This is a genomic window from Pseudomonas asiatica, from assembly GCF_009932335.1.
Taxonomy (GTDB): Bacteria; Pseudomonadota; Gammaproteobacteria; order Pseudomonadales; family Pseudomonadaceae; genus Aquipseudomonas; species Aquipseudomonas asiatica.
The window spans coordinates 284,485-302,710 of the sequence record NZ_BLJF01000002.1 but is presented as its reverse complement, the minus strand read 5'-3'; the positions used below and the strand labels follow the sequence as shown (position 1 = coordinate 302,710).

At 63.4% G+C, this 18,226-nt stretch carries 16 protein-coding genes and 1 tRNA gene; 12 read left to right on the top strand and 5 right to left on the bottom strand.

Features of this window, described 5'->3' with window-relative positions; all coding sequences use genetic code 11:
• Positions 1–13 precede the first annotated feature (13 nt).
• Positions 14–90: transfer RNA gene (locus GYA95_RS20735), tRNA-Ile, on the top strand.
• Between the two features lie 74 nt (positions 91–164).
• Here GYA95_RS20735 and nicB read toward each other — a convergent pair.
• Entirely contained in the window at positions 165–1,103 is a 939-nt protein-coding gene (nicB, locus tag GYA95_RS20730; RefSeq protein WP_015268713.1) for a 6-hydroxy-3-succinoylpyridine 3-monooxygenase, read from the bottom strand.
• A gap of 469 nt (positions 1,104–1,572) precedes the next feature.
• Between nicB and GYA95_RS20725 the strand changes: the two genes are divergently transcribed.
• Complete coding sequence (locus GYA95_RS20725; protein ID WP_015268712.1) at positions 1,573–2,034, top strand: Lrp/AsnC family transcriptional regulator; 462 nt, start codon at positions 1,573–1,575, stop codon at positions 2,032–2,034.
• A gap of 13 nt (positions 2,035–2,047) precedes the next feature.
• On the opposite strand, the gene GYA95_RS20720 is transcribed toward GYA95_RS20725, so the two are convergent.
• Positions 2,048–2,338: a hypothetical protein gene (locus tag GYA95_RS20720; protein WP_015268711.1), complete on the bottom strand. Its 291-nt coding sequence runs from the start codon at positions 2,336–2,338 to the stop codon at positions 2,048–2,050.
• Between the two features lie 600 nt (positions 2,339–2,938).
• On the opposite strand from GYA95_RS20720, the gene GYA95_RS20715 reads away from it, so the two are divergent.
• From GYA95_RS20715 to GYA95_RS20675, 9 genes are all read left to right on the top strand, one after another.
• Positions 2,939–4,621 (top strand): flavin monoamine oxidase family protein, encoded by a 1,683-nt coding sequence (locus tag GYA95_RS20715; RefSeq protein ID WP_015268710.1) that lies wholly within the window; start codon positions 2,939–2,941, stop codon positions 4,619–4,621.
• A gap of 14 nt (positions 4,622–4,635) precedes the next feature.
• Positions 4,636–5,430, top strand: a complete 795-nt coding sequence (locus GYA95_RS20710; RefSeq protein WP_015268709.1) for a carbon-nitrogen hydrolase family protein — start codon at positions 4,636–4,638, stop codon at positions 5,428–5,430.
• A gap of 159 nt (positions 5,431–5,589) precedes the next feature.
• The gene (gene pqqF / locus GYA95_RS20705; RefSeq protein WP_015268708.1) at positions 5,590–7,890 is read left to right on the top strand and encodes a pyrroloquinoline quinone biosynthesis protein PqqF; all 2,301 of its coding nucleotides are present in this window, start codon (positions 5,590–5,592) and stop codon (positions 7,888–7,890) included.
• 158 nt (positions 7,891–8,048) lie between these two features.
• Positions 8,049–8,120, top strand: a complete 72-nt coding sequence (gene pqqA / locus GYA95_RS20700) for a pyrroloquinoline quinone precursor peptide PqqA (protein WP_003243383.1) — start codon at positions 8,049–8,051, stop codon at positions 8,118–8,120.
• Positions 8,121–8,198: 78 nt separating this feature from the next.
• A complete protein-coding gene (gene pqqB / locus GYA95_RS20695; protein ID WP_015268707.1) occupies positions 8,199–9,110 on the top strand; it encodes a pyrroloquinoline quinone biosynthesis protein PqqB in 912 nt (303 codons plus the stop codon).
• Positions 9,111–9,266: 156 nt separating this feature from the next.
• Positions 9,267–10,022, top strand: a complete 756-nt coding sequence (gene pqqC, locus GYA95_RS20690; RefSeq protein WP_003255592.1) for a pyrroloquinoline-quinone synthase PqqC — start codon at positions 9,267–9,269, stop codon at positions 10,020–10,022.
• Positions 10,019–10,294, top strand: a complete 276-nt coding sequence (gene pqqD, locus GYA95_RS20685) for a pyrroloquinoline quinone biosynthesis peptide chaperone PqqD (protein ID WP_004375207.1) — start codon at positions 10,019–10,021, stop codon at positions 10,292–10,294. Before pqqC ends, pqqD begins: the two co-directional genes overlap by 4 nt.
• A complete protein-coding gene (gene pqqE, locus GYA95_RS20680; protein WP_015268706.1) occupies positions 10,266–11,426 on the top strand; it encodes a pyrroloquinoline quinone biosynthesis protein PqqE in 1,161 nt (386 codons plus the stop codon). The genes pqqD and pqqE overlap by 29 nt, the downstream gene beginning before the upstream one ends.
• Positions 11,392–13,215, top strand: a complete 1,824-nt coding sequence (locus GYA95_RS20675) for a S9 family peptidase (RefSeq protein WP_043935245.1) — start codon at positions 11,392–11,394, stop codon at positions 13,213–13,215. Before pqqE ends, GYA95_RS20675 begins: the two co-directional genes overlap by 35 nt.
• Before the next feature lie 132 nt (positions 13,216–13,347).
• On the opposite strand, the gene GYA95_RS20670 is transcribed toward GYA95_RS20675, so the two are convergent.
• Entirely contained in the window at positions 13,348–13,506 is a 159-nt protein-coding gene (locus GYA95_RS20670; RefSeq protein ID WP_009681539.1) for a YqaE/Pmp3 family membrane protein, read from the bottom strand.
• A gap of 153 nt (positions 13,507–13,659) precedes the next feature.
• Entirely contained in the window at positions 13,660–14,940 is a 1,281-nt protein-coding gene (locus tag GYA95_RS20665; RefSeq protein WP_015268704.1) for an aspartate aminotransferase family protein, read from the bottom strand.
• Positions 14,941–15,148: 208 nt separating this feature from the next.
• Between GYA95_RS20665 and GYA95_RS20660 the strand changes: the two genes are divergently transcribed.
• Entirely contained in the window at positions 15,149–16,072 is a 924-nt protein-coding gene (locus GYA95_RS20660; protein WP_004375209.1) for a LysR family transcriptional regulator, read from the top strand.
• A gap of 354 nt (positions 16,073–16,426) precedes the next feature.
• Here the strand turns inward: GYA95_RS20660 and GYA95_RS20655 are convergent, their stop codons facing one another.
• A complete protein-coding gene (locus tag GYA95_RS20655; RefSeq protein WP_015268703.1) occupies positions 16,427–18,205 on the bottom strand; it encodes an acyl-CoA dehydrogenase C-terminal domain-containing protein in 1,779 nt (592 codons plus the stop codon).
• Positions 18,206–18,226 lie beyond the last annotated feature (21 nt).

The window sequence follows — 18,226 nt, the reverse complement described above, 5'->3', positions numbered from 1 at the left end:
GGCCACTTACTGAGGGCCTATAGCTCAGTCGGTTAGAGCAGAGGACTCATAATCCTTTGGTCCACGGTTCGAGTCCGTGTGGGCCCACCAGAAAACTCAAAGGCCTACGTTGCAGAACGTAGGCCTTTGTCATTTCAGGGACTGCAGTCGTCATGTTCTCCTGACTAGGGCAACTCCTCTTGCTGGGCTATCCAGCTGTGTATGTACTGAAGAACCCGTGTCGCACCTTCGGCAGTTTCCACCAGCTCTATCGGCCGCTCACCACTGAGGAACTGATTGGGCTGCTCCATCCACTTGAACGCTGCCGCCCTGCTTCCGCGTACAGGAATGGCCAAATCCAGAATTTCCTGCAGCAGTTCAGGTTGTCCATACCAGGACTCCGGCTTGATGGTTGGTTTCCTCCCTGGAATCACTCTCGGTAGCTGACAGGCCGCAAGCTCGCCTGAATTGATGTGCTCTCGCTTCCAGTGCGCAAACTTGATCAGGTCGGTATTCGCCGAGCGGTTTTGCCCCGACGTCGGCACAACCACGCCAATCCGCACATCTGTGTGAGCACGAATCATCTGAAGTGCAGGAGCGATGTCAGTATCGTTGGTAACGATGACGGCATGGTCAACCTGCCCCGTGATCGAATCATGGTAAGCCTGGAGGGCCAGATTCACGTCGCTCTGTTTCTCCTCCACCTTCCAGGCCTGGATTTCCTGGCACTCACGCGGAGCCTTGTCCGGATTTTCAGGGTCGACGATCTTCACCTTCATTTTATTGACGGCGTAATAACCTTCGATGAGCTCTATTCGACCGTCATGCAGCTTGCGCAAAGCAGTGTGGTAGCGAGCTTGTGACGACACTGAATCGCCAGCACGGGCGACCGACTCGATGATCTTTGCCGTGAAATATTTGATCGAGGGGGATTCCAGGAGCCGCCATGCCCTGATCTGGCCATGGCTGTCCGTGACCAGTATGGAAGGCAAGATGTGCTTTTCAAAGAGAGGTAGCAGGTCGAGCCACTTGTACGGTGTGCCGCGCAAGCAGCCGTAGTAGAAGTTGTAGCCGTCGATATAGATACGAGTGCGCAGAGGCTCAGAATCAAGCTTTCTCTGCATTTTTTGCACTCCAGAAACGAAAAAACCGGCTTAAGCCGGCTTTTTCCCCCTCCAACCAGATGGTCATGCCACGCCGGTCGTGAGGGTTAGTTGTTGTCGGCAGTATTGCGCAATGAGGGAGCTGATGCAAGGTAGTAGGCTGGCATCCTCGTCCTCCGAAACACAACGTTCGTGAGAGGGCCATTCTCTGCTCAGGCATGGCTATCTAAACAGCTATAAATCGTTAGATTTTGTGAGCTCCTATTCCACCCTAGACCGCACCTCGACCTGCCGGACCAATCGAGCAGTTCTGTCATTGCGCCCGATGCTTACATGCCGGCGCAGCAGCTGTAGGAGCGGCCTTGTGTCGCGAAAGGGCCGCGAAGCTGCCCCGGGATTGCAGCACTGATGCAACGCATGGCCAACTGTCTACCCTTGCCCTGCTTACCGCAGGCTGGCTAGGCTAGCGGGTCAACCGTAGAGACTCGCCATGTCGGATTCCCGCTCCATCACGCTGGATGAAATCGATCGCCAGCTGATCGCCCTGTTGCAGATAAACGCCCGCGAAAGCGTCGCCACCCTCGCCCGCCAGCTGGGCATCGCTCGTACTACCGTCAACTCGCGTCTGGAGCGGCTGGAGAAGAACAAGGTCATCTCCGGCTATGGCGTGCGCCTGGGCCAGCGGGTGATGGGGGGTGGGCTGCAGGCGTATGTGGGGATCAAGGTGCAGCCGCGCTCGGGCAAGGAGGTGGTGCGGCGCCTGAGTGCCATGGGCCAGGTACAGCAGCTGTGCGCAGTGAGCGGCGAGTTCGACTATGTGGCCTGGCTGCGTACGGATTCGCCCGAGCAACTGGACCAGTTGCTCGACCAGATCGGCAGTGTCGACGGGGTGGAGAAGACCACCACGTCGATCATTCTCAGCAGCAAGGTGGACCGAGGGCAGCCGCTCTGAACCTGGCTGGCGGTCAGGCCTCCTGGCCGTCGAGCAGGCCTTCCAGAATCGCCGAAAGGCTTTCGGCGGAATGCTGCATCGACCAGACGATGTCACGGCTGCGCTCGGGGGCGTGATGCTGGGCATAGTCGGTGGCGATCTGATTGAGGCCACGGGCCAGCAGGCAGGCGTGGACCAAGGCGTCTGCGGCGTCGATGCCGGGGCGTATGGCGAATAATGGCGGGTGGCTGGTTTCGCAGTTGCAGAAGGTTTTTTCTGCGGTGGGTTTCAGTTTTTCGGGTTGGTCGGAATAAGTCTTCTTCATGATGCAGTTTCCAAATTGAGTCTTGAGAAAACCGCCTACCAACTCCTTCTCACGGGAAATAGGTGGCAGCCATGCACGGGGTGAGAACCGGCCAACTTGGAAATCCGGCCAGGCGAAAGCCTGCCCGCGCACAGCTGCCATGACATAAGCCTTGGTACGAAGTTGGAGATGGGTTCTCACACCCAGTCGCCCGAACAGCGGCGACCCAGTGAAGTTAACGATGAGGCGTTTCCCACGCAGCCAGACCGAGGCTATAGCGGGCGTAGGGTAATTCTTTAATTCATGGCATGGGTGTAGGAACTGTCTGATCACACCCTGTGGGAGCGGGCGTGCCCGCGAACACGGGCGAAGCCCGTGCCATACACCGCGGGGGCTTCTTCGCGGGCTCGCCCGCTCCCACAGGGGGCCGATGCTGTGCTTGAGATGGGTAGGCTTCCTGTTCGTCATAAAGCAATCTTGTTTATACATTTCGACGATTCAAGCTACATTCAGACAACAATATGCACCTTAATAACGAACACCCCACTCCCTAAAATGGCCTCCAGGCATCTCCTATACTCAGGCTCCGCCCCTGCGCAGCCTCTCTGGCAAGGTCACTTCATGAACAAGAAAAACCGCCACCCCGCCGATGGTAAAAAACCCGTCACCATCTTCGGCCCGGATTTCCCCTTCGCCTTCGACGATTGGCTGGAACACCCCGCAGGCCTGGGCAGCATCCCGGCCGAGCGCCATGGTGAGGAAGTGGCAATCGTGGGCGCCGGTATCGCCGGCCTGGTGGCGGCCTACGAGCTGATGAAGCTGGGCCTAAAGCCGGTGGTGTACGAAGCATCCAAGCTGGGTGGCCGGCTGCGCTCGCAAACCTTCAACGGCACTGACGGGATCATCGCCGAACTGGGTGGCATGCGCTTCCCGGTGTCGTCCACTGCCTTCTACCACTACGTGGACAAGCTGGGCCTGGAGACCAAACCGTTCCCCAACCCACTGACCCCGGCCTCGGGCAGCACTGTGATCGACCTGGAAGGCCAGACCTACTACGCCGAAAAACCCACCGACCTGCCCAAGTTGTTCCACGAAGTGGCCGATGCCTGGGCCGACGCGCTGGAAAGCGGTGCCCAGTTCGCCGACATCCAGCAGGCCATCCGCGACCGTGACGTACCGCGCCTGAAAGAGCTTTGGAACAAGCTGGTACCGCTGTGGGACGACCGCACGTTCTACGACTTCGTCGCCACCTCGCGCTCGTTCGCCCAGCTGAGCTTCCAGCACCGCGAAGTGTTCGGCCAGGTCGGCTTCGGCACCGGCGGCTGGGACTCGGACTTCCCCAACTCGATGCTGGAAATCTTCCGCGTGGTGATGACCAACTGCGACGACCACCAGCACCTGGTAGTCGGCGGTGTGGAACAGGTACCGCAAGGCATCTGGCGCCATGTACCGGAGCGCTGCGTGCATTGGCCGGAAGGCACCAGCCTGAGCGGGCTGCATGGCGGCGCACCGCGTACCGGGGTCAAGCGCATCGCCCGCGCTGCCGATGGCCGCCTGGCGGTCACCGACAACTGGGGCGACACCCGTCACTACAGTGCCGTGCTCGTCACCTGCCAGACCTGGCTGCTGACCACCCAGATCGACTGCGAGGAATCGCTGTTCTCGCAAAAGATGTGGATGGCCCTGGACCGCACCCGCTACATGCAGTCGTCGAAGACCTTCGTCATGGTCGACCGGCCGTTCTGGAAGGACAAGGACCCGGAAACCGGCCGCGACCTGATGAGCATGACCCTCACCGATCGCCTCACCCGTGGCACCTACTTGTTCGATAACGGTGACGACAAGCCGGGGGTGATCTGCCTGTCCTACTCGTGGATGAGCGACGCGCTGAAGATGCTGCCGCACCCGGTGGAAAAACGCGTGCAACTGGCTCTGGATGCACTGAAGAAGATCTACCCGAAGACCGACATCGCCGGGCACATCATCGGCGACCCGATCACCGTTTCCTGGGAAGCCGACCCGCACTTCCTCGGCGCCTTCAAGGGCGCGTTGCCTGGGCACTACCGCTACAACCAGCGCATGTACGCGCACTTCATGCAGCAGGACATGCCTGCCGAGCAGCGCGGCATGTTCATCGCCGGTGACGATGTGTCGTGGACGCCGGCCTGGGTGGAAGGCGCGGTACAAACATCGCTGAATGCGGTGTGGGGTATCATGAATCACTTCGGTGGCCGCACCCACCCGGACAACCCCGGCCCAGGCGATGTGTTCGACGAAATCGGCCCGATCGCCCTGCCGGACTGAGACAAGGAGGCAGCATGCGCATCGCTCTGTTCCAGGGCGCACCCAAGCCACTGGACGTGCCCGGCAACCTGCAACGGTTGCGCCACCAGGCGCAACTGGCGGCCGAACGCGGGGCCAGTTTGCTGGTGTGCCCGGAGATGTTCCTGACCGGCTACAACATCGGCCTGGCCCAGGTCGAGCGCCTGGCCGAGGCCGCCGATGGCCCGGCGGCCATGGAGGTGGTGGAAATCGCCCAGGCGCACCGCATCGCCATCGTCTACGGGTATCCGGAGCGTGGCGATGATGGCGCGATCTACAACAGCGTGCAGTTGATCGATGCGCACGGCCGCAGCCTGAGCAACTATCGCAAGACCCACCTGTTCGGCGAGCTGGACCGCTCGATGTTCAGCGCAGGTGCCGATCACTTCCCGGTGGTGGAGCTGGATGGCTGGAAGGTCGGCCTGCTGATCTGCTACGACATCGAGTTCCCGGAAAACGCGCGACGCCTGGCGCTGGACGGTGCCGAGCTGATCCTGGTGCCGACGGCGAACATGTCGCCGTACGACTTCATCTGCCAGGTGACAGTGAGGGCGCGGGCGCAGGAGAATCAGTGCTACCTGGTGTATGCCAACTACTGCGGCTCGGAAGACGATATCCAGTATTGCGGGCAGAGCAGCATCGTCGGCCCGGATGGCAGCCTGCTGGCCATGGCCGGGCGGGACGAGTGCCAGTTGCTGGCGGAGCTGGAGCATGAGCGGGTGGTACAGGGGCGGGCGGCGTTTCCTTACCTGAGCGATCTGCGCCAGGAGCTGCACCTGCGTAAGGGCTGACAGGGGCCGCTGTGCGGCCCATTCGCCGGCAAGCCGGCTCCCACCTCGACCGCACCGGTTTCAAGGCATTTGCATTCCCTGCGGGAGCCGGCTTGCCGGCGATAGGGCCAAGCCTGCCAACACAAATGGGTTAGCATGAACACCTGCCCCGGAGTTTCCATGCCTGACGCCACCCGCCACCTCACCCTCGCCAACGGCCTGCAGCTGACCCTGCGCCACGCCCCGCGCCTGAAGCGCTCGGCCGCGGCCCTGCGGGTGCACGCGGGTAGCCACGACGCGCCGACCAGATGGCCCGGCCTGGCCCACTTCCTGGAGCACCTGTTCTTCCTCGGCACCTCGCGCTTCCCTCTGGACGACGGCCTGATGCGCTACGTGCAGGCCCTCGGCGGCCAGGTCAATGCCAGCACTCGCGAACGCACCACCGACTTCTTCTTCGAGGTCCCGCCCAGCGCCCTGGCCGGGGGGCTGGAGCGCCTGTGCCAGATGTTGGCCGAGCCAGATTTGGGTATCGAGCGCCAACGCCGCGAACGCGAAGTAATCCATGCCGAGTTCATTGCCTGGTCGCGCAGCCCGCAGGCCCAGCAGCAGTTCGCCTTGCTGCAATCGGCAGCGCCCGGCCATCCATTGGGCGCTTTTCATGCCGGTAACCGGCACACCCTGGCCTTGCAGGATCCTGCCTTCCAGCAAGCGCTCGGTGGCTTTCACCAGCGCTTCTACCAAGGCGGCCAGGTCACCCTGAGCCTGTGCGGCCCGCAATCGCTGGATGAACTGGAATTACTGGGCCGGCAGCATGCCAAGCTGTTCGCAACAGGTGAACGGGTGCCACAAGCTCTGCCACCGCCTTTATCGGCGACCGACACGCACCTGCTGTTCAGCCACGAAAACCTGCCGGCAGGTGCCGAGCAGGCCCTTGAGTTGCTCATCGCCAGCCTCGGCGATAGCCGCCCGGGCACCTGGCTGGATGCACTTCGCCAGCGTGGCTGGCTGCAAGGCTTCAAGGCTGAGGCGCTGTATGCCTTCGCCGGGCAGTTGCTGTGGCACATTGATCTGAAGCTGAGCGAGGACGCCTGCCCAGAGGAAGCCAATGCCCTGTTGCAGGGCTGGTTCGGCTTCATCCGCCAGGCCGCCCCTGAGCAATTGAGTGCCGAATTCGAGCTGCTGCAGCAAAGCCGCGAACGCAGTGCCAGTGCGCTTGAGCTGGCCCGCCGGGACAGCGCCGGCCAGCCGTTCAGCGGTTTGGACACACAAGGCTTGCAGGCGCTCCGAGCCCTGCTGGAAGGCCTGCCGGGCCGCGCACATGGGCATTGGCAACTGCCCTCCATCGACCCCCTGCTTCTGGCCGACTTGCCTGATGCCAGTCCGCACCCACTGCCAGCGGCATTGAAAGTCAGCGACCAGCTGCCTGGTGCTCGTCAGTACGCGGCGCTGTACCTGCGCTGGCATGTCCCTTCGCCGTTGCGCCAGCGCCTGCATGCGCTGCTCGAGCGCGCCTTGCACCCCCTGCAGGAGCGCTGCGAGCGCGTATCGGTGCAGCTGCAGTTCAGTACCGCTGGCGAATATTGGCAACTGCGCTGCGCCGGGCTGCCGGCAGCGGTATTGCGCACTGTGGAACAGGCCTTGGCACTGATGCTCAAGCCCCCGGCAGGAAGCTGGCTGCCGAGTTCGACGCAGCCTCCGGCACTGATCCCCATCCGTGCCCTGCTCAAGCAGCTACCCGACGCAGTTCTGGGCGCCGCGCCTGCACCTGCTCCGGCCTGCACCCTGGCACAGACGCATCTCGACAGCCTGTGGCAGCAAACACGCTGGCACGGCCTGGCTGCCGGCTTCGACGATGCCGCCCTGAACGCATTGGGCACCGTGCTGCAGCACTGCCCTGGCCAAGGCTCGGCGCCTGGCCCTCTGCCCGCCTGGGCCAAGCACCGTTGGCAACATGCCGAAGTACCCGGCAGTGAGCATGCCCTGCTGCTGTTCTGCCCACTGCCAGCGGCCATGGAAGCCGCTGGCCGCCTGCTCGCGCAGTTGCTGCAAGGGCCGGTTTACCAACGGCTACGGGTAGAACTGCAACTCGGCTATGCGGTGTTCAGTACCTTTCGTCAGGTCGAGGGGGTCGGCGGCCTGCTGTTCGGGGTCCAGTCGCCTCATGCCAGCCAGGTACAGATCCTCGACCACCTGCTCACCTTGCTGCGCCAGGGCGTTACCCTGGCCCCTGCCGCTGGTCAGGCCCTGGCCGCGCAATTCGATGAACCGGCGATGGGCAACGCCGAAGTCGCCGAATGGGCGTGGCAGACATTCCTGGCCACACAACCCGGCAGGCTGGATGCACTGCGCAGGTCTATCCTGAAAACGCGGCAGACGGATCTGGACCAGTTGCTGAACCACTTGCTCGATACAGATTCCACTTGGCTATGCCTTGCCAACGCAGCCGCACCAGATGCTTCCTGGCTGGGTTCAAACCCATGATTGTTACGAAAACCGCAACGGAGTTTTCGAATAATTAACCTTTCGGTACAAATTTTTCTTGTAAGATAGCGCAATCCCAGCCATGGGAACCTCCAGCCATTGGCGGTACCCAAGTAGTAGCTGACAAACCCACCCCCTCATCCGGAAGGAGTAATTCCATGTGGACCAAACCTGCATACACTGATCTGCGCATCGGCTTCGAAGTCACCATGTACTTCGCCAACCGCTAAGCCCGGCTTACGGTTCAACGCCTCGGCCTGCCGGGGCGTTTTCGTTTTTTCGCTACGGTTTCTGCAGAGAGAGTGGCCATGTACATCCAGGTTCTCGGTTCCGCCGCCGGCGGCGGGTTCCCCCAGTGGAACTGCAACTGCGTCAACTGCAAGGGCTTGCGTGACGGCACCTTGCGGGCCACGCCGCGCACCCAGTCCTCCATCGCCCTGTCCGACGATGGCGTGCACTGGGTGCTGTGCAATGCCTCGCCCGATATCCGCGCCCAGCTCCAGGCCTTTGCGCCGATGCAGCCGGCCCGTGCCCTGCGCGACACCGGCATCAACGCCATCATCCTGCTGGACAGCCAGATCGACCACACCACTGGCCTGCTCAGCCTGCGCGAAGGCTGCCCGCACCAGGTGTGGTGCACCGACATGGTCCACCAGGACCTGACCACGGGCTTTCCGCTGTTCAACATGCTCAGCCACTGGAACGGCGGCCTGCAGTGGAACCGCATCGAGCTGGAAGGCAGCTTCGTCATCGACGCCTGCCCCAACCTGCGCTTCACCCCGTTCCCCCTGCGCAGCGCCGCGCCGCCCTACTCGCCACACCGCTTCGACCCGCACCCGGGCGACAACCTTGGCCTGCTGGTCGAGGACACCCGCACCGGCGGCAAGCTGTTCTACGCCCCAGGCCTGGGCCAGGTAGACAACAAGCTGCTGACGATGATGCAAGGCGCCGACTGCCTGCTGGTCGACGGCACCCTGTGGGAAGATGATGAAATGCAGCGCCGTGGCGTAGGCACCCGCACCGGCCGCGAGATGGGCCACCTGGCGCAGAACGGCCCCGGCGGCATGCTGGAGGTGCTGGATGGCTTCCCGCGCCAGCGCAAGGTACTTATCCACATCAACAACACCAACCCGATTCTCGACGAAGACTCGCCCGAGCGTGCCGAAGTGCTGCGCCGGGGTGTGGAAGTGGCCTTCGATGGCATGAGTATCGAGTTGTAAAAAGGTCTGCGAGTTGACACAACCCCCTGTGGGAGCGGGCATGCCCGCGAAAAATCCAACACGGTGTATGGCACCGGCTTCGCCGGTGTTCGCGGGCACGCCCGCTCCCACAGGGGGCGAGGTGAGCCGAGACTCAGCTTTACAGGAGCCAGCCGAATGAGCGACGCACTGCCAATGTCCCCTGCCGAATTCGAGCAGGCCCTGCGCGCCAAGGGCGCCTACTATCACATTCATCACCCGTACCACGTGGCGATGTACCAGGGTCGCGCCACCCGCGAACAGATCCAGGGCTGGGTAGCCAACCGCTTCTACTACCAGGTCAACATCCCGATGAAGGATGCCGCGATCCTGGCCAACTGCCCGGACCGCGAAGTACGCCGCGAGTGGATCCAGCGCCTGCTCGACCACGATGGCGCGCCCGGCGAGGACGGTGGTATCGAAGCCTGGCTGCGCCTGGGCCAGGCCGTGGGCCTGGACCCGGACCAGCTGCGCTCCCAGGAGCTGGTACTGCCCGGTGTGCGCTTTGCCGTGGACGCCTACGTCAACTTCGCCCGCCGGGCCAGTTGGCAGGAAGCGGCCAGCAGCTCGTTGACCGAACTGTTCGCCCCGCAGATCCACCAGTCGCGCCTGGACAGCTGGCCGCAGCACTACCCGTGGATCGACCCGGCCGGCTACGAATACTTCCGCACCCGCCTGGGCCAGGCCCGGCGTGACGTGGAGCATGGCCTGGCGATTACCTTGCAGCACTACACCACCCGCGCGGGCCAGGAGCGTATGCTGGAGATACTGCAGTTCAAGCTGGATATTCTCTGGAGCATGCTCGACGCCATGAGCATGGCCTACGAGCTGAACCGCCCGCCCTATCATTCCGTCACCCAGGAACGGGTGTGGCACAAAGGGATCACCCTATGAGTTTCGACCGTAATCAAGTGCCAGCCTGGCGCCCCGGCTACCGCTTCCAGTACGAGCCGGCGCAAAAGGGCCATGTGCTGCTGTACCCCGAGGGCATGATCAAGCTCAACGACAGCGCGGCCCTGATCGGTGGCCTGATCGACGGCCAACGCGACGTTGCCGCGATCATCAGCGAACTCGAACAACAGTTCCCCGGTGTCCCGGAAGTGGCCGATGACATCGAGCAGTTCATGGAGGTGGCCCGTGCCGAACACTGGATCGTCCTCGCCTGAGTTACCGCCCACGCCCGCAGTCGGCCTGCCGCTGTGGCTGCTGGCCGAGCTGACCTACCGTTGCCCGCTGCAGTGCCCGTACTGCTCCAACCCACTGGACTTCGCAGCCCAGGGCCAGGAGCTGAGTACCGCACAGTGGTTCAAGGTGATGGCCGAAGCCCGGGAAATGGGTGCCGCGCAAATCGGTTTCTCCGGCGGAGAACCGCTGGTACGTCAGGACCTCGCCGAACTGATCGGCGAGGCCCGCCGGCTGGGCTACTACACCAACCTGATCACCTCGGGCATCGGCCTGACCGAGGCGCGCATCGCCGACTTCAAGAAGGCCGGCCTGGACCATATCCAGATCAGCTTCCAGGCCAGTGACGAGCAGGTCAACAATCTGCTGGCCGGCTCGAAGAAGGCCTTTGCGCAAAAGCTGGAAATGGCCCGTGCGGTGAAGGCCCATGGCTACCCGATGGTGCTCAACTTCGTCACCCACCGGCACAACATCGACAAGATCGACCGCATCATCGAGCTGTGCATCGCCCTGGAAGCCGACTTCGTCGAGCTTGCCACCTGCCAGTTCTACGGCTGGGCCCACCTCAACCGGCTGGGCCTGCTGCCAACCCGCGCGCAGCTGGAACGGGCCGAACGCATTACCAACGAGTATCGGGAAAAGCTCAAGGCCGAGGGCAACCCGTGCAAGCTGATCTTCGTCACACCGGACTACTACGAGGAGCGCCCCAAGGCCTGCATGAATGGCTGGGGCAGCCTGTTCCTCACCATCACCCCGGACGGCACTGCCCTGCCCTGCCACGGCGCGCGCCAGCTGCCGGTGCAGTTCCCCAACGTGCGCGACCACGACCTGCACCACATCTGGTACGACTCGTTCGGCTTCAACCGCTTCCGTGGCTATGAGTGGATGCCCGAACCCTGCCGTTCCTGCGACGAGAAGGAAAAGGACTTCGGCGGCTGCCGCTGCCAGGCCTTCATGCTCACCGGCGATGCCAGCAACGCCGACCCGGTGTGCGCCAAGTCGGCCGACCACGGCATCATCCTCAAGGCCCGCGAGGAGGCGGAAAGCGCCCAGCTCACCATTGAACAGATGACCTTCCGCAATGAACGAAACTCCCGTGTCATCGTCCGCGGCTGAGTTCAGCGCGGCCCAGGCTGTTGCGGCCGGCACCGACTTCGCCGAACTCAAGGTCAGCGCTGCGGGGCTGTTCTGGAACGAGTTTCGCCCGGCCGATGGTGCCTGTCGCATCTGGCACTGGCAGCACCAGCAGGCCCGCTGCCTGACCCCCGATGGCTTCAGTGTGCGTAGCCGGGTTTACGAATACGGCGGTGGCAGCTTTTGCCTGGGCGGCGATGGGCTGCTGTTCGTCAACGAAAAGGACCAGCAGGTCTATACCCAGGCCCTGGAAGGCGCAGCACCGCGCGCCATGACCGATGATGCCAGCTGCCGCTACGGCGATGTGCAGTGGCAGGACGGCCTGGTGCTGGCGGTCGAGGAGCAGCATGGCGAACGGGTCGAGCATCGCTTGGTCGCCCTGGGTGAACAAGCCCGCGAAGTGCTCGCCGAGGGGGCCGACTTCTATGCATCGCCTACGGTAAGTATCGACGGCCAGCGCCTGGCGTGGGTCGAATGGGACCGCCCGGCACAACCCTGGACCATCACCAGGCTGATGTGCCGCATACGTGATGCAAGTGGCCACTGGGGGCCCGCGCAATGTGTGGCTGGCGCCGACGAATCGCTACAGCAACCACGCTTCGATGGCGAAGGCCGACTTTACTGCCTGTCCGACCGCAATGGCTTCTGGCAACCCTGGGGCGAGGTCGATGGCCGTTGGCAGGCCCTGCCTGCCGAACCGGCGGACCACGCCGCAGCCCCCTGGCAACTGGGCGCCAGTACCTGGTTGGCGCTGGGACCGCGAAGCTATCTGGCCAGCTGGTTCGAAGACGGCTTCGGGCAACTGGGCCTGCGCACTGCCGATGGCCGACTGGAGCGTTTCGCCAGCGCCTACACGCGCTTTCGCAGCCTGGCCATGGATGCCGAACACCTGTATGCCATTGCCGCCTCGCCGATCAGCCCGCCGGCGGTCATCGCCATCGCCCGCAACGACCACGAGGTCAGCGTATTGGCTGGTGGCACCGAAGTGCTGCCGGCAAGGCATATCAGCCTGCCGCAGTCGATCCACTACGGCAGTGACGGTCATCGCGCCCACGGTTTCTTCTACCCGGCAGCCCGGTCGCAAGGAGCCGCACCGCTGGTGGTGTTCATCCATGGCGGCCCGACCTCGGCCTGTTATCCCGTGCTCGACCCGCGAATCCAGTACTGGACCCAACGCGGCTTCGCCGTCGCCGACCTGAACTACCGGGGCAGCACCGGCTATGGCCGTGAATACCGCCAGGCCCTGCACCTGCGCTGGGGCGAAAGCGATGTGGCCGATGCTTGCGCGGCGGTGGATTACCTGGCCGGACGTGGGCTGATCGACAGCCGCAAGGCGTTCATCCGCGGCGGTAGTGCGGGCGGCTACACCACCCTATGCGCCCTGGCGTTCCATGATGTGTTCCGAGCCGGTGCCAGCCTGTACGGGGTCAGCGACCCGGTTGCCCTGGGCCGGGCCACCCACAAGTTCGAAGGGGACTACCTGGACTGGCTGATTGGCGACCCGCTGCAGGATGCCGAGCGCTATCGCCAGCGTACGCCGCTGCTGCATGCGGGGCAGATCAAGGTACCGGTGATTTTCTTCCAGGGCGAACTGGATGCGGTGGTGGTGCCGGAGCAGACGCGGTCGATGCTGGCGGCACTGCAGGCTAACGGGATCGAGGCTGAAGGGCACTTCTACGCGGGGGAGCGGCACGGGTTCCGCAAGGCGGAAAACCTGGCGCATGCGCTGGAAGAAGAATGGAAATTCTATTGCCGGGTGTTGGGGGGCTGAGATTCTGGGGCCGCTTTGCGGCCCATCGCGACACAAGGCCGCTCCTACAGGGATCGCACAAGCCCGAATGTGGCGCTGTACCTGTAGGAGCGGCCTTGTGTCGCGATGGGCTGCAAAGCAGCCCCAAAAATCTCAGCGCTTGGCGATGATGTACACCGCATGCACGATCCCCGGAATGTACCCCAGCAAGGTAAGCAAGATATTCAGCCAGAACGCCCCGCCAAACCCCACCTGCAGGAAAACGCCCAGCGGCGGCAGGATGATGGCGATGATGATGCGTATAAAGTCCATGCGAGTCTCTCCTGAAGGGGTTACATCAGAGACTAGCCGCCCGCCACAGAGGTTCAACAGGCAAAAAAAAACGCCCCGGGCCGAATGAAACAGGCCAAGGGCGATGCGCAGGAACGCCAGACGGTTCGTAGAATTCTCGATGTCACCAGGCCGCTAGGCTGGCATTTCGCGGCGGGCCTGCTGCTGGGCATGCAGGCGGGCAAAGGCACGGGCAAGGCGCAGCAGCATTTCGTCGATGTTGCCCTTGCTCACGGTCAGCGCTGGCGAAAAACGCACCACATCCGCCTGCGGTGCGTTGAGCAACAGGCCTTCGTGCAAGGCAGCCGCCACCAGCTGGCGGGCCAGGTTTTCTTTCATCTGCAGGGCCCACAGCAGGCCTTGCCCGCGCACTTCGCCCTGGCCATAGCGCCCGGCCAGCCGGCTCAGGCCTTCACGCAGGTGGCGGCCGTTGTCCCGCACCTGGGTGAAGAAGCCAGGCTCCAGCACGGTATCCAGCACGGCCAGGCCGGCAGCGCACATCAGCGCGTTGCCATGGTGGCTGCCTTCCAGTTCGCCAGGCTCGGCGCAGCACGCCGTGCCCCGGGCCAGCAAGGCCGCCAGCGGCACACCACCGCCCAAACCCTTGCCCAGCGTGATGATATCGGCGCGCACGCCGTAGGTTTCCTCGGCCAGCAGCGCGCCACAGCGGCCAATGCCGGTCTGCACCTCGTCGAGGATCAGCAGGATGCCCAGTTCGCGGCACAGCGTTTCCACACCCTTTAGGTATTCCTGCGTGGCCGGGATGACACCCGCCTCACCTTGGATCGGCTCGAGCATGATCGCCACGGTGCGCGAGTCCACCTCGGCGTGCAGCGCCGCCAAGTCGTTGAATGGCACCTTGCTGAAGCCAGGCAGGCCCGGTTCGCAGCGGTTGCAGGGCAGCGGGTCGGACGCTGACAACGCGCCCAGGCTGCGGCCATGGCAGGCCTGGGTGGCGGTGATGATGTGATAGGCGCCGTTGCGGTGCAGCTGGCCCCACTTGCGCGCCAGCTTGATCGCGCCTTCGCAGGCTTCGGCACCGCTGTTGAGCAGGTAGGCCTGGTCGCTGCCGGTGCTCTGGCACAGGCGGTTGACCAGCCCCAGCAGGCCACGGCTGTGGAAGCCCGAGCCCGGGTTGATCAACGCCTGGGCCTGGCTGCCCAGCGCCTTCGCCAGCACACTGGGGCTGTGGCCCAGGCTGTTGACTGCACCACCCTGGGTGAAGTCCAGGTAGGCATGCCCTTCGTTGTCCCACAACCAGGAGCCCTGGCCACGCACGAATACCTGCGCTGCGCGTTCGGTGCTGGGCATCAGGCGCTCACGCGACAGCTGCGGCGCTTCCGGCGCGATCACCGGCGCACGCTTGGGCTCGGCGACGGCGGCAGGGGCCGGGCGGCGCAGGTTGAACAGGTTCATCAGGGCTCCAACCAATCACGACAGGGGCGGTCACGGTGCGGCTTGGGTGCGGCACTCGATATTTTGCCTTGCCTATCAAAAGTGTTTTTCATCCGGGGTAACAATCGATCGATTCATCGCTGTAACCCTTTGGAATACGGCGATAGACTAGGCCTCGCGAGGGGTTTCGACCATTTCGTTTTTCCAGCATTTTCGATAAGTATCACTTATGGATTTCCGCCAACTGCGTTATTTCGTCGCGGTGTATGAAGAAGGCCACGTGGGCCGCGCCGCCGAGCGCCTGTCGCTGTCCCAGCCAGCGCTTTCCCAGCAGATACGCCAGCTGGAGCACAGCCTCGACCTGAGCCTGTTCGAACGCAGCAACAAGCGCCTGCTGCCGACTCTGGCCGCCCACACCCTGTACAACCACGCCCTGCCGTTGCTCGACGGCCTGCAGCGCGCCCACGAGGCCATGCGCAACTTCAAGGGCCAGTCGCTGCGTACCTTGGCCATCGGCGTGCTGCAGACCGTGCGGCCGAGCCTGGTGCCGCAGCTGCTTGAACGCCTGCGCAGGGCACAGCCGCACCTGGTGGTGCAGATCTACGAATTGTCAGGGCTGGAGATCGAACGGCGCTTGCTCAATGGCAGCCTGGACATCGGTATCAGTTACCTGCCGCCACGCCAGCCGGGGCTGCATGGTCTGCTGCTCTATGAAGATGAACTGCAACTGGTCATCCCCGCTACCCACCCGCTAAAGGACTTCAAGAAGGTGTCCATTCGCCAGGCCGCCGAGCTGCCCATGCTGATGCTGGGCGAGGAATTCCAGATCCGCCAGATCTGGCAGGCGCAACTGGCCAGCCAGGGGCGTCGGCCGCAGGTGCAGGCAGAGATGAACAACATGGCGGGGATTCTCGACAGCCTGGCCCATACCGCGCTGGCCACCATCCTGCCGGGGCGGGCCAAGGAGGCCGCCGAGGATGACCAGGGGCTGCTGTGGAAGCCATTGAGCGAGCCACGGGTACCGCTGAAGGTTGGCTTGGTGTTCCGCGATGCCCAACGCCAGCAGGCATCTGTGGAGCTGCTGCGCACGCTGCTGGAGGAAGAGACGGACGCCCGCCTGTTGGGTGCATCACCGCTGGATGTGCTGGGCTGAAAAAACACGCGCACAAAGAAAACCCCGCCGAAGCGGGGTTTTCCAGACTGTTTCCCTGTGACATCCGTATCGCCCCGCCATCCTGGCAGGTGTCCTTCGTCGTCATCCTTGATCTGTCCTTTGCGCTTCCTGCGCAACGTCCATGTGGTAAAGAATAACCGTGGATCCAATCTGAGAACAGTGGTGAAAAGTCACCACGTTGTGTAGGAAAAGGCTTACACGACAGGGGCCGCTTTGCGGCCCATCGCGACACAAGGCCGCTCCCACAGGGGAACGCATAGCCATTCGAGCTTGCACGGTACCTGTGGGAGCGGCCTTGTGTCGCGATGGGCTGCAAAGCAGCCCCCAAATCTGTCAGAACTGTTCGGCATCCAGCAGGTACAACGACTCACTCCCCGCCTTCACCGAAGCCACCAGCGAGTCCACCCGCGGCAGCAACCGCGCAAAGTAGAACCGCGCCGTACCCAGCTTGCCCGTATAGAACGCCTCATCCCCTTCACCCGCCTTCGCCGCCCGCGCCATCAATGCCCACATGTAGGCATAGGCGACATAACCAAAGGCATGCAGGTACTCGACCGAAGCCGCTCCGATTTCGTTCGGGTTGCCCTTGGCCTGTTCCAGCACCCACTCGGTCAGCCCGTCGAGCTGATCGAGACAGGCACCCAACGGCTTGGCAAATTCATCCAGCTCGCTACCTGCGCTGGCAATGAACTGGCGAATCTCGTCGGAGAACAGCCGGTAGTACGCCCCGCCACTGGCCACCACCTTGCGCCCCATCAGGTCGAGGGCCTGGATGCCGTTGGTGCCTTCGTAGATCTGCGTGATACGCACATCGCGCACCAGTTGCTCCTGCCCCCATTCGCGAATGTAGCCATGCCCGCCGAACACCTGCTGGCCGTGCACCGCGCACTCCAGGCCCAGGTCGGTGAGGAAGGCCTTGGCAACCGGCGTCAGCAGTGCCACCAGTTCTTCGCTGCGCTTGCGCACGGCGGTGTCTTCGCTGAACTTGGCACTGTCCAGCTGCATGGCCACATAGCTGGAGAAGGCACGGCCACCCTCGATCAGCGCCTTCATGGTCAACAGCATGCGGCGCACGTCCGGGTGGACGATGATCGGGTCAGCGGCCTTGTCCTTGGCTTGTGGCCCGGTCGGGGCGCGGCTCTGCAGGCGGTCGCGGGCGTACTCCACGGCATTCTGGTAGGAGCGCTCGGCCGAGGCCAGGCCCTGGATACCAACGCCAAGGCGCTCGTAGTTCATCATGGTGAACATGGCCGCCAGGCCCTTGTTCGGCTCACCGACGATATAGCCGACCGCTTGATCGAAGTTCATCACGCAGGTGGCCGAGGCCTGGATACCCATCTTGTGCTCGATCGAGCCGCAGGTGGCCGGGTTGCGCGCCCCCAGGCTGCCGTCTTCATTGACCAGGAACTTCGGCACCAGGAACAGCGAAATGCCTTTCGGCCCCGCTGGTGCGTCCGGCAGCTTGGCCAGCACCAGGTGGATGATGTTCTCGGTCAGGTCGTGCTCGCCGCCGGTGATGAAGATCTTGGTGCCGCTGACCTTGTAGCTGCCGTCGGCCTGGGGCTCGGCCTTGGTGCGGATGATGCCCAGATCGGTACCGGCGTGCGGCTCGGTCAGGCACATGGAGCCGGCCCACACGCCGGCGTACATGTTTGGCAGGTACTTTTCCTTCAGCGCTTCACTGGCGTGGGCGTTGATCGACAGACAGGCGCCAGCAGTCAGCATCGGGTACAGGCCGAAGGACAGGCTGGAGGCGTTGACCATTTCCTCGACCTGGGCCGAGATGACCTTGGGCATGCCCATACCGCCGAACAGCGGGTCGCCACCCACACCCACCCAACCGCCTTCGGCGTAGGTTTTGTACGCCTCGATGAAACCGGCTGGGGTACTTACTGCGCCGTTTTCCCAGTGACAGCCCTCTTCGTCGGCGGCACGGCTGAGCGGTGCGATGGACTTGGCGGTGACCTTGCCGGCTTCTTCCAGCACGGCCATGGCTGTGTCGGCATCGACAACCTCGGCCAACCCGGGCAACTGCGCCCACTGCTCGGCCACGTTGAAGACTTCATTCAGTACGAAGCGCATGTCGCGCAGGGGCGCTTTATATTCAGCCATGACAACCTCTCGCTAGTCGGG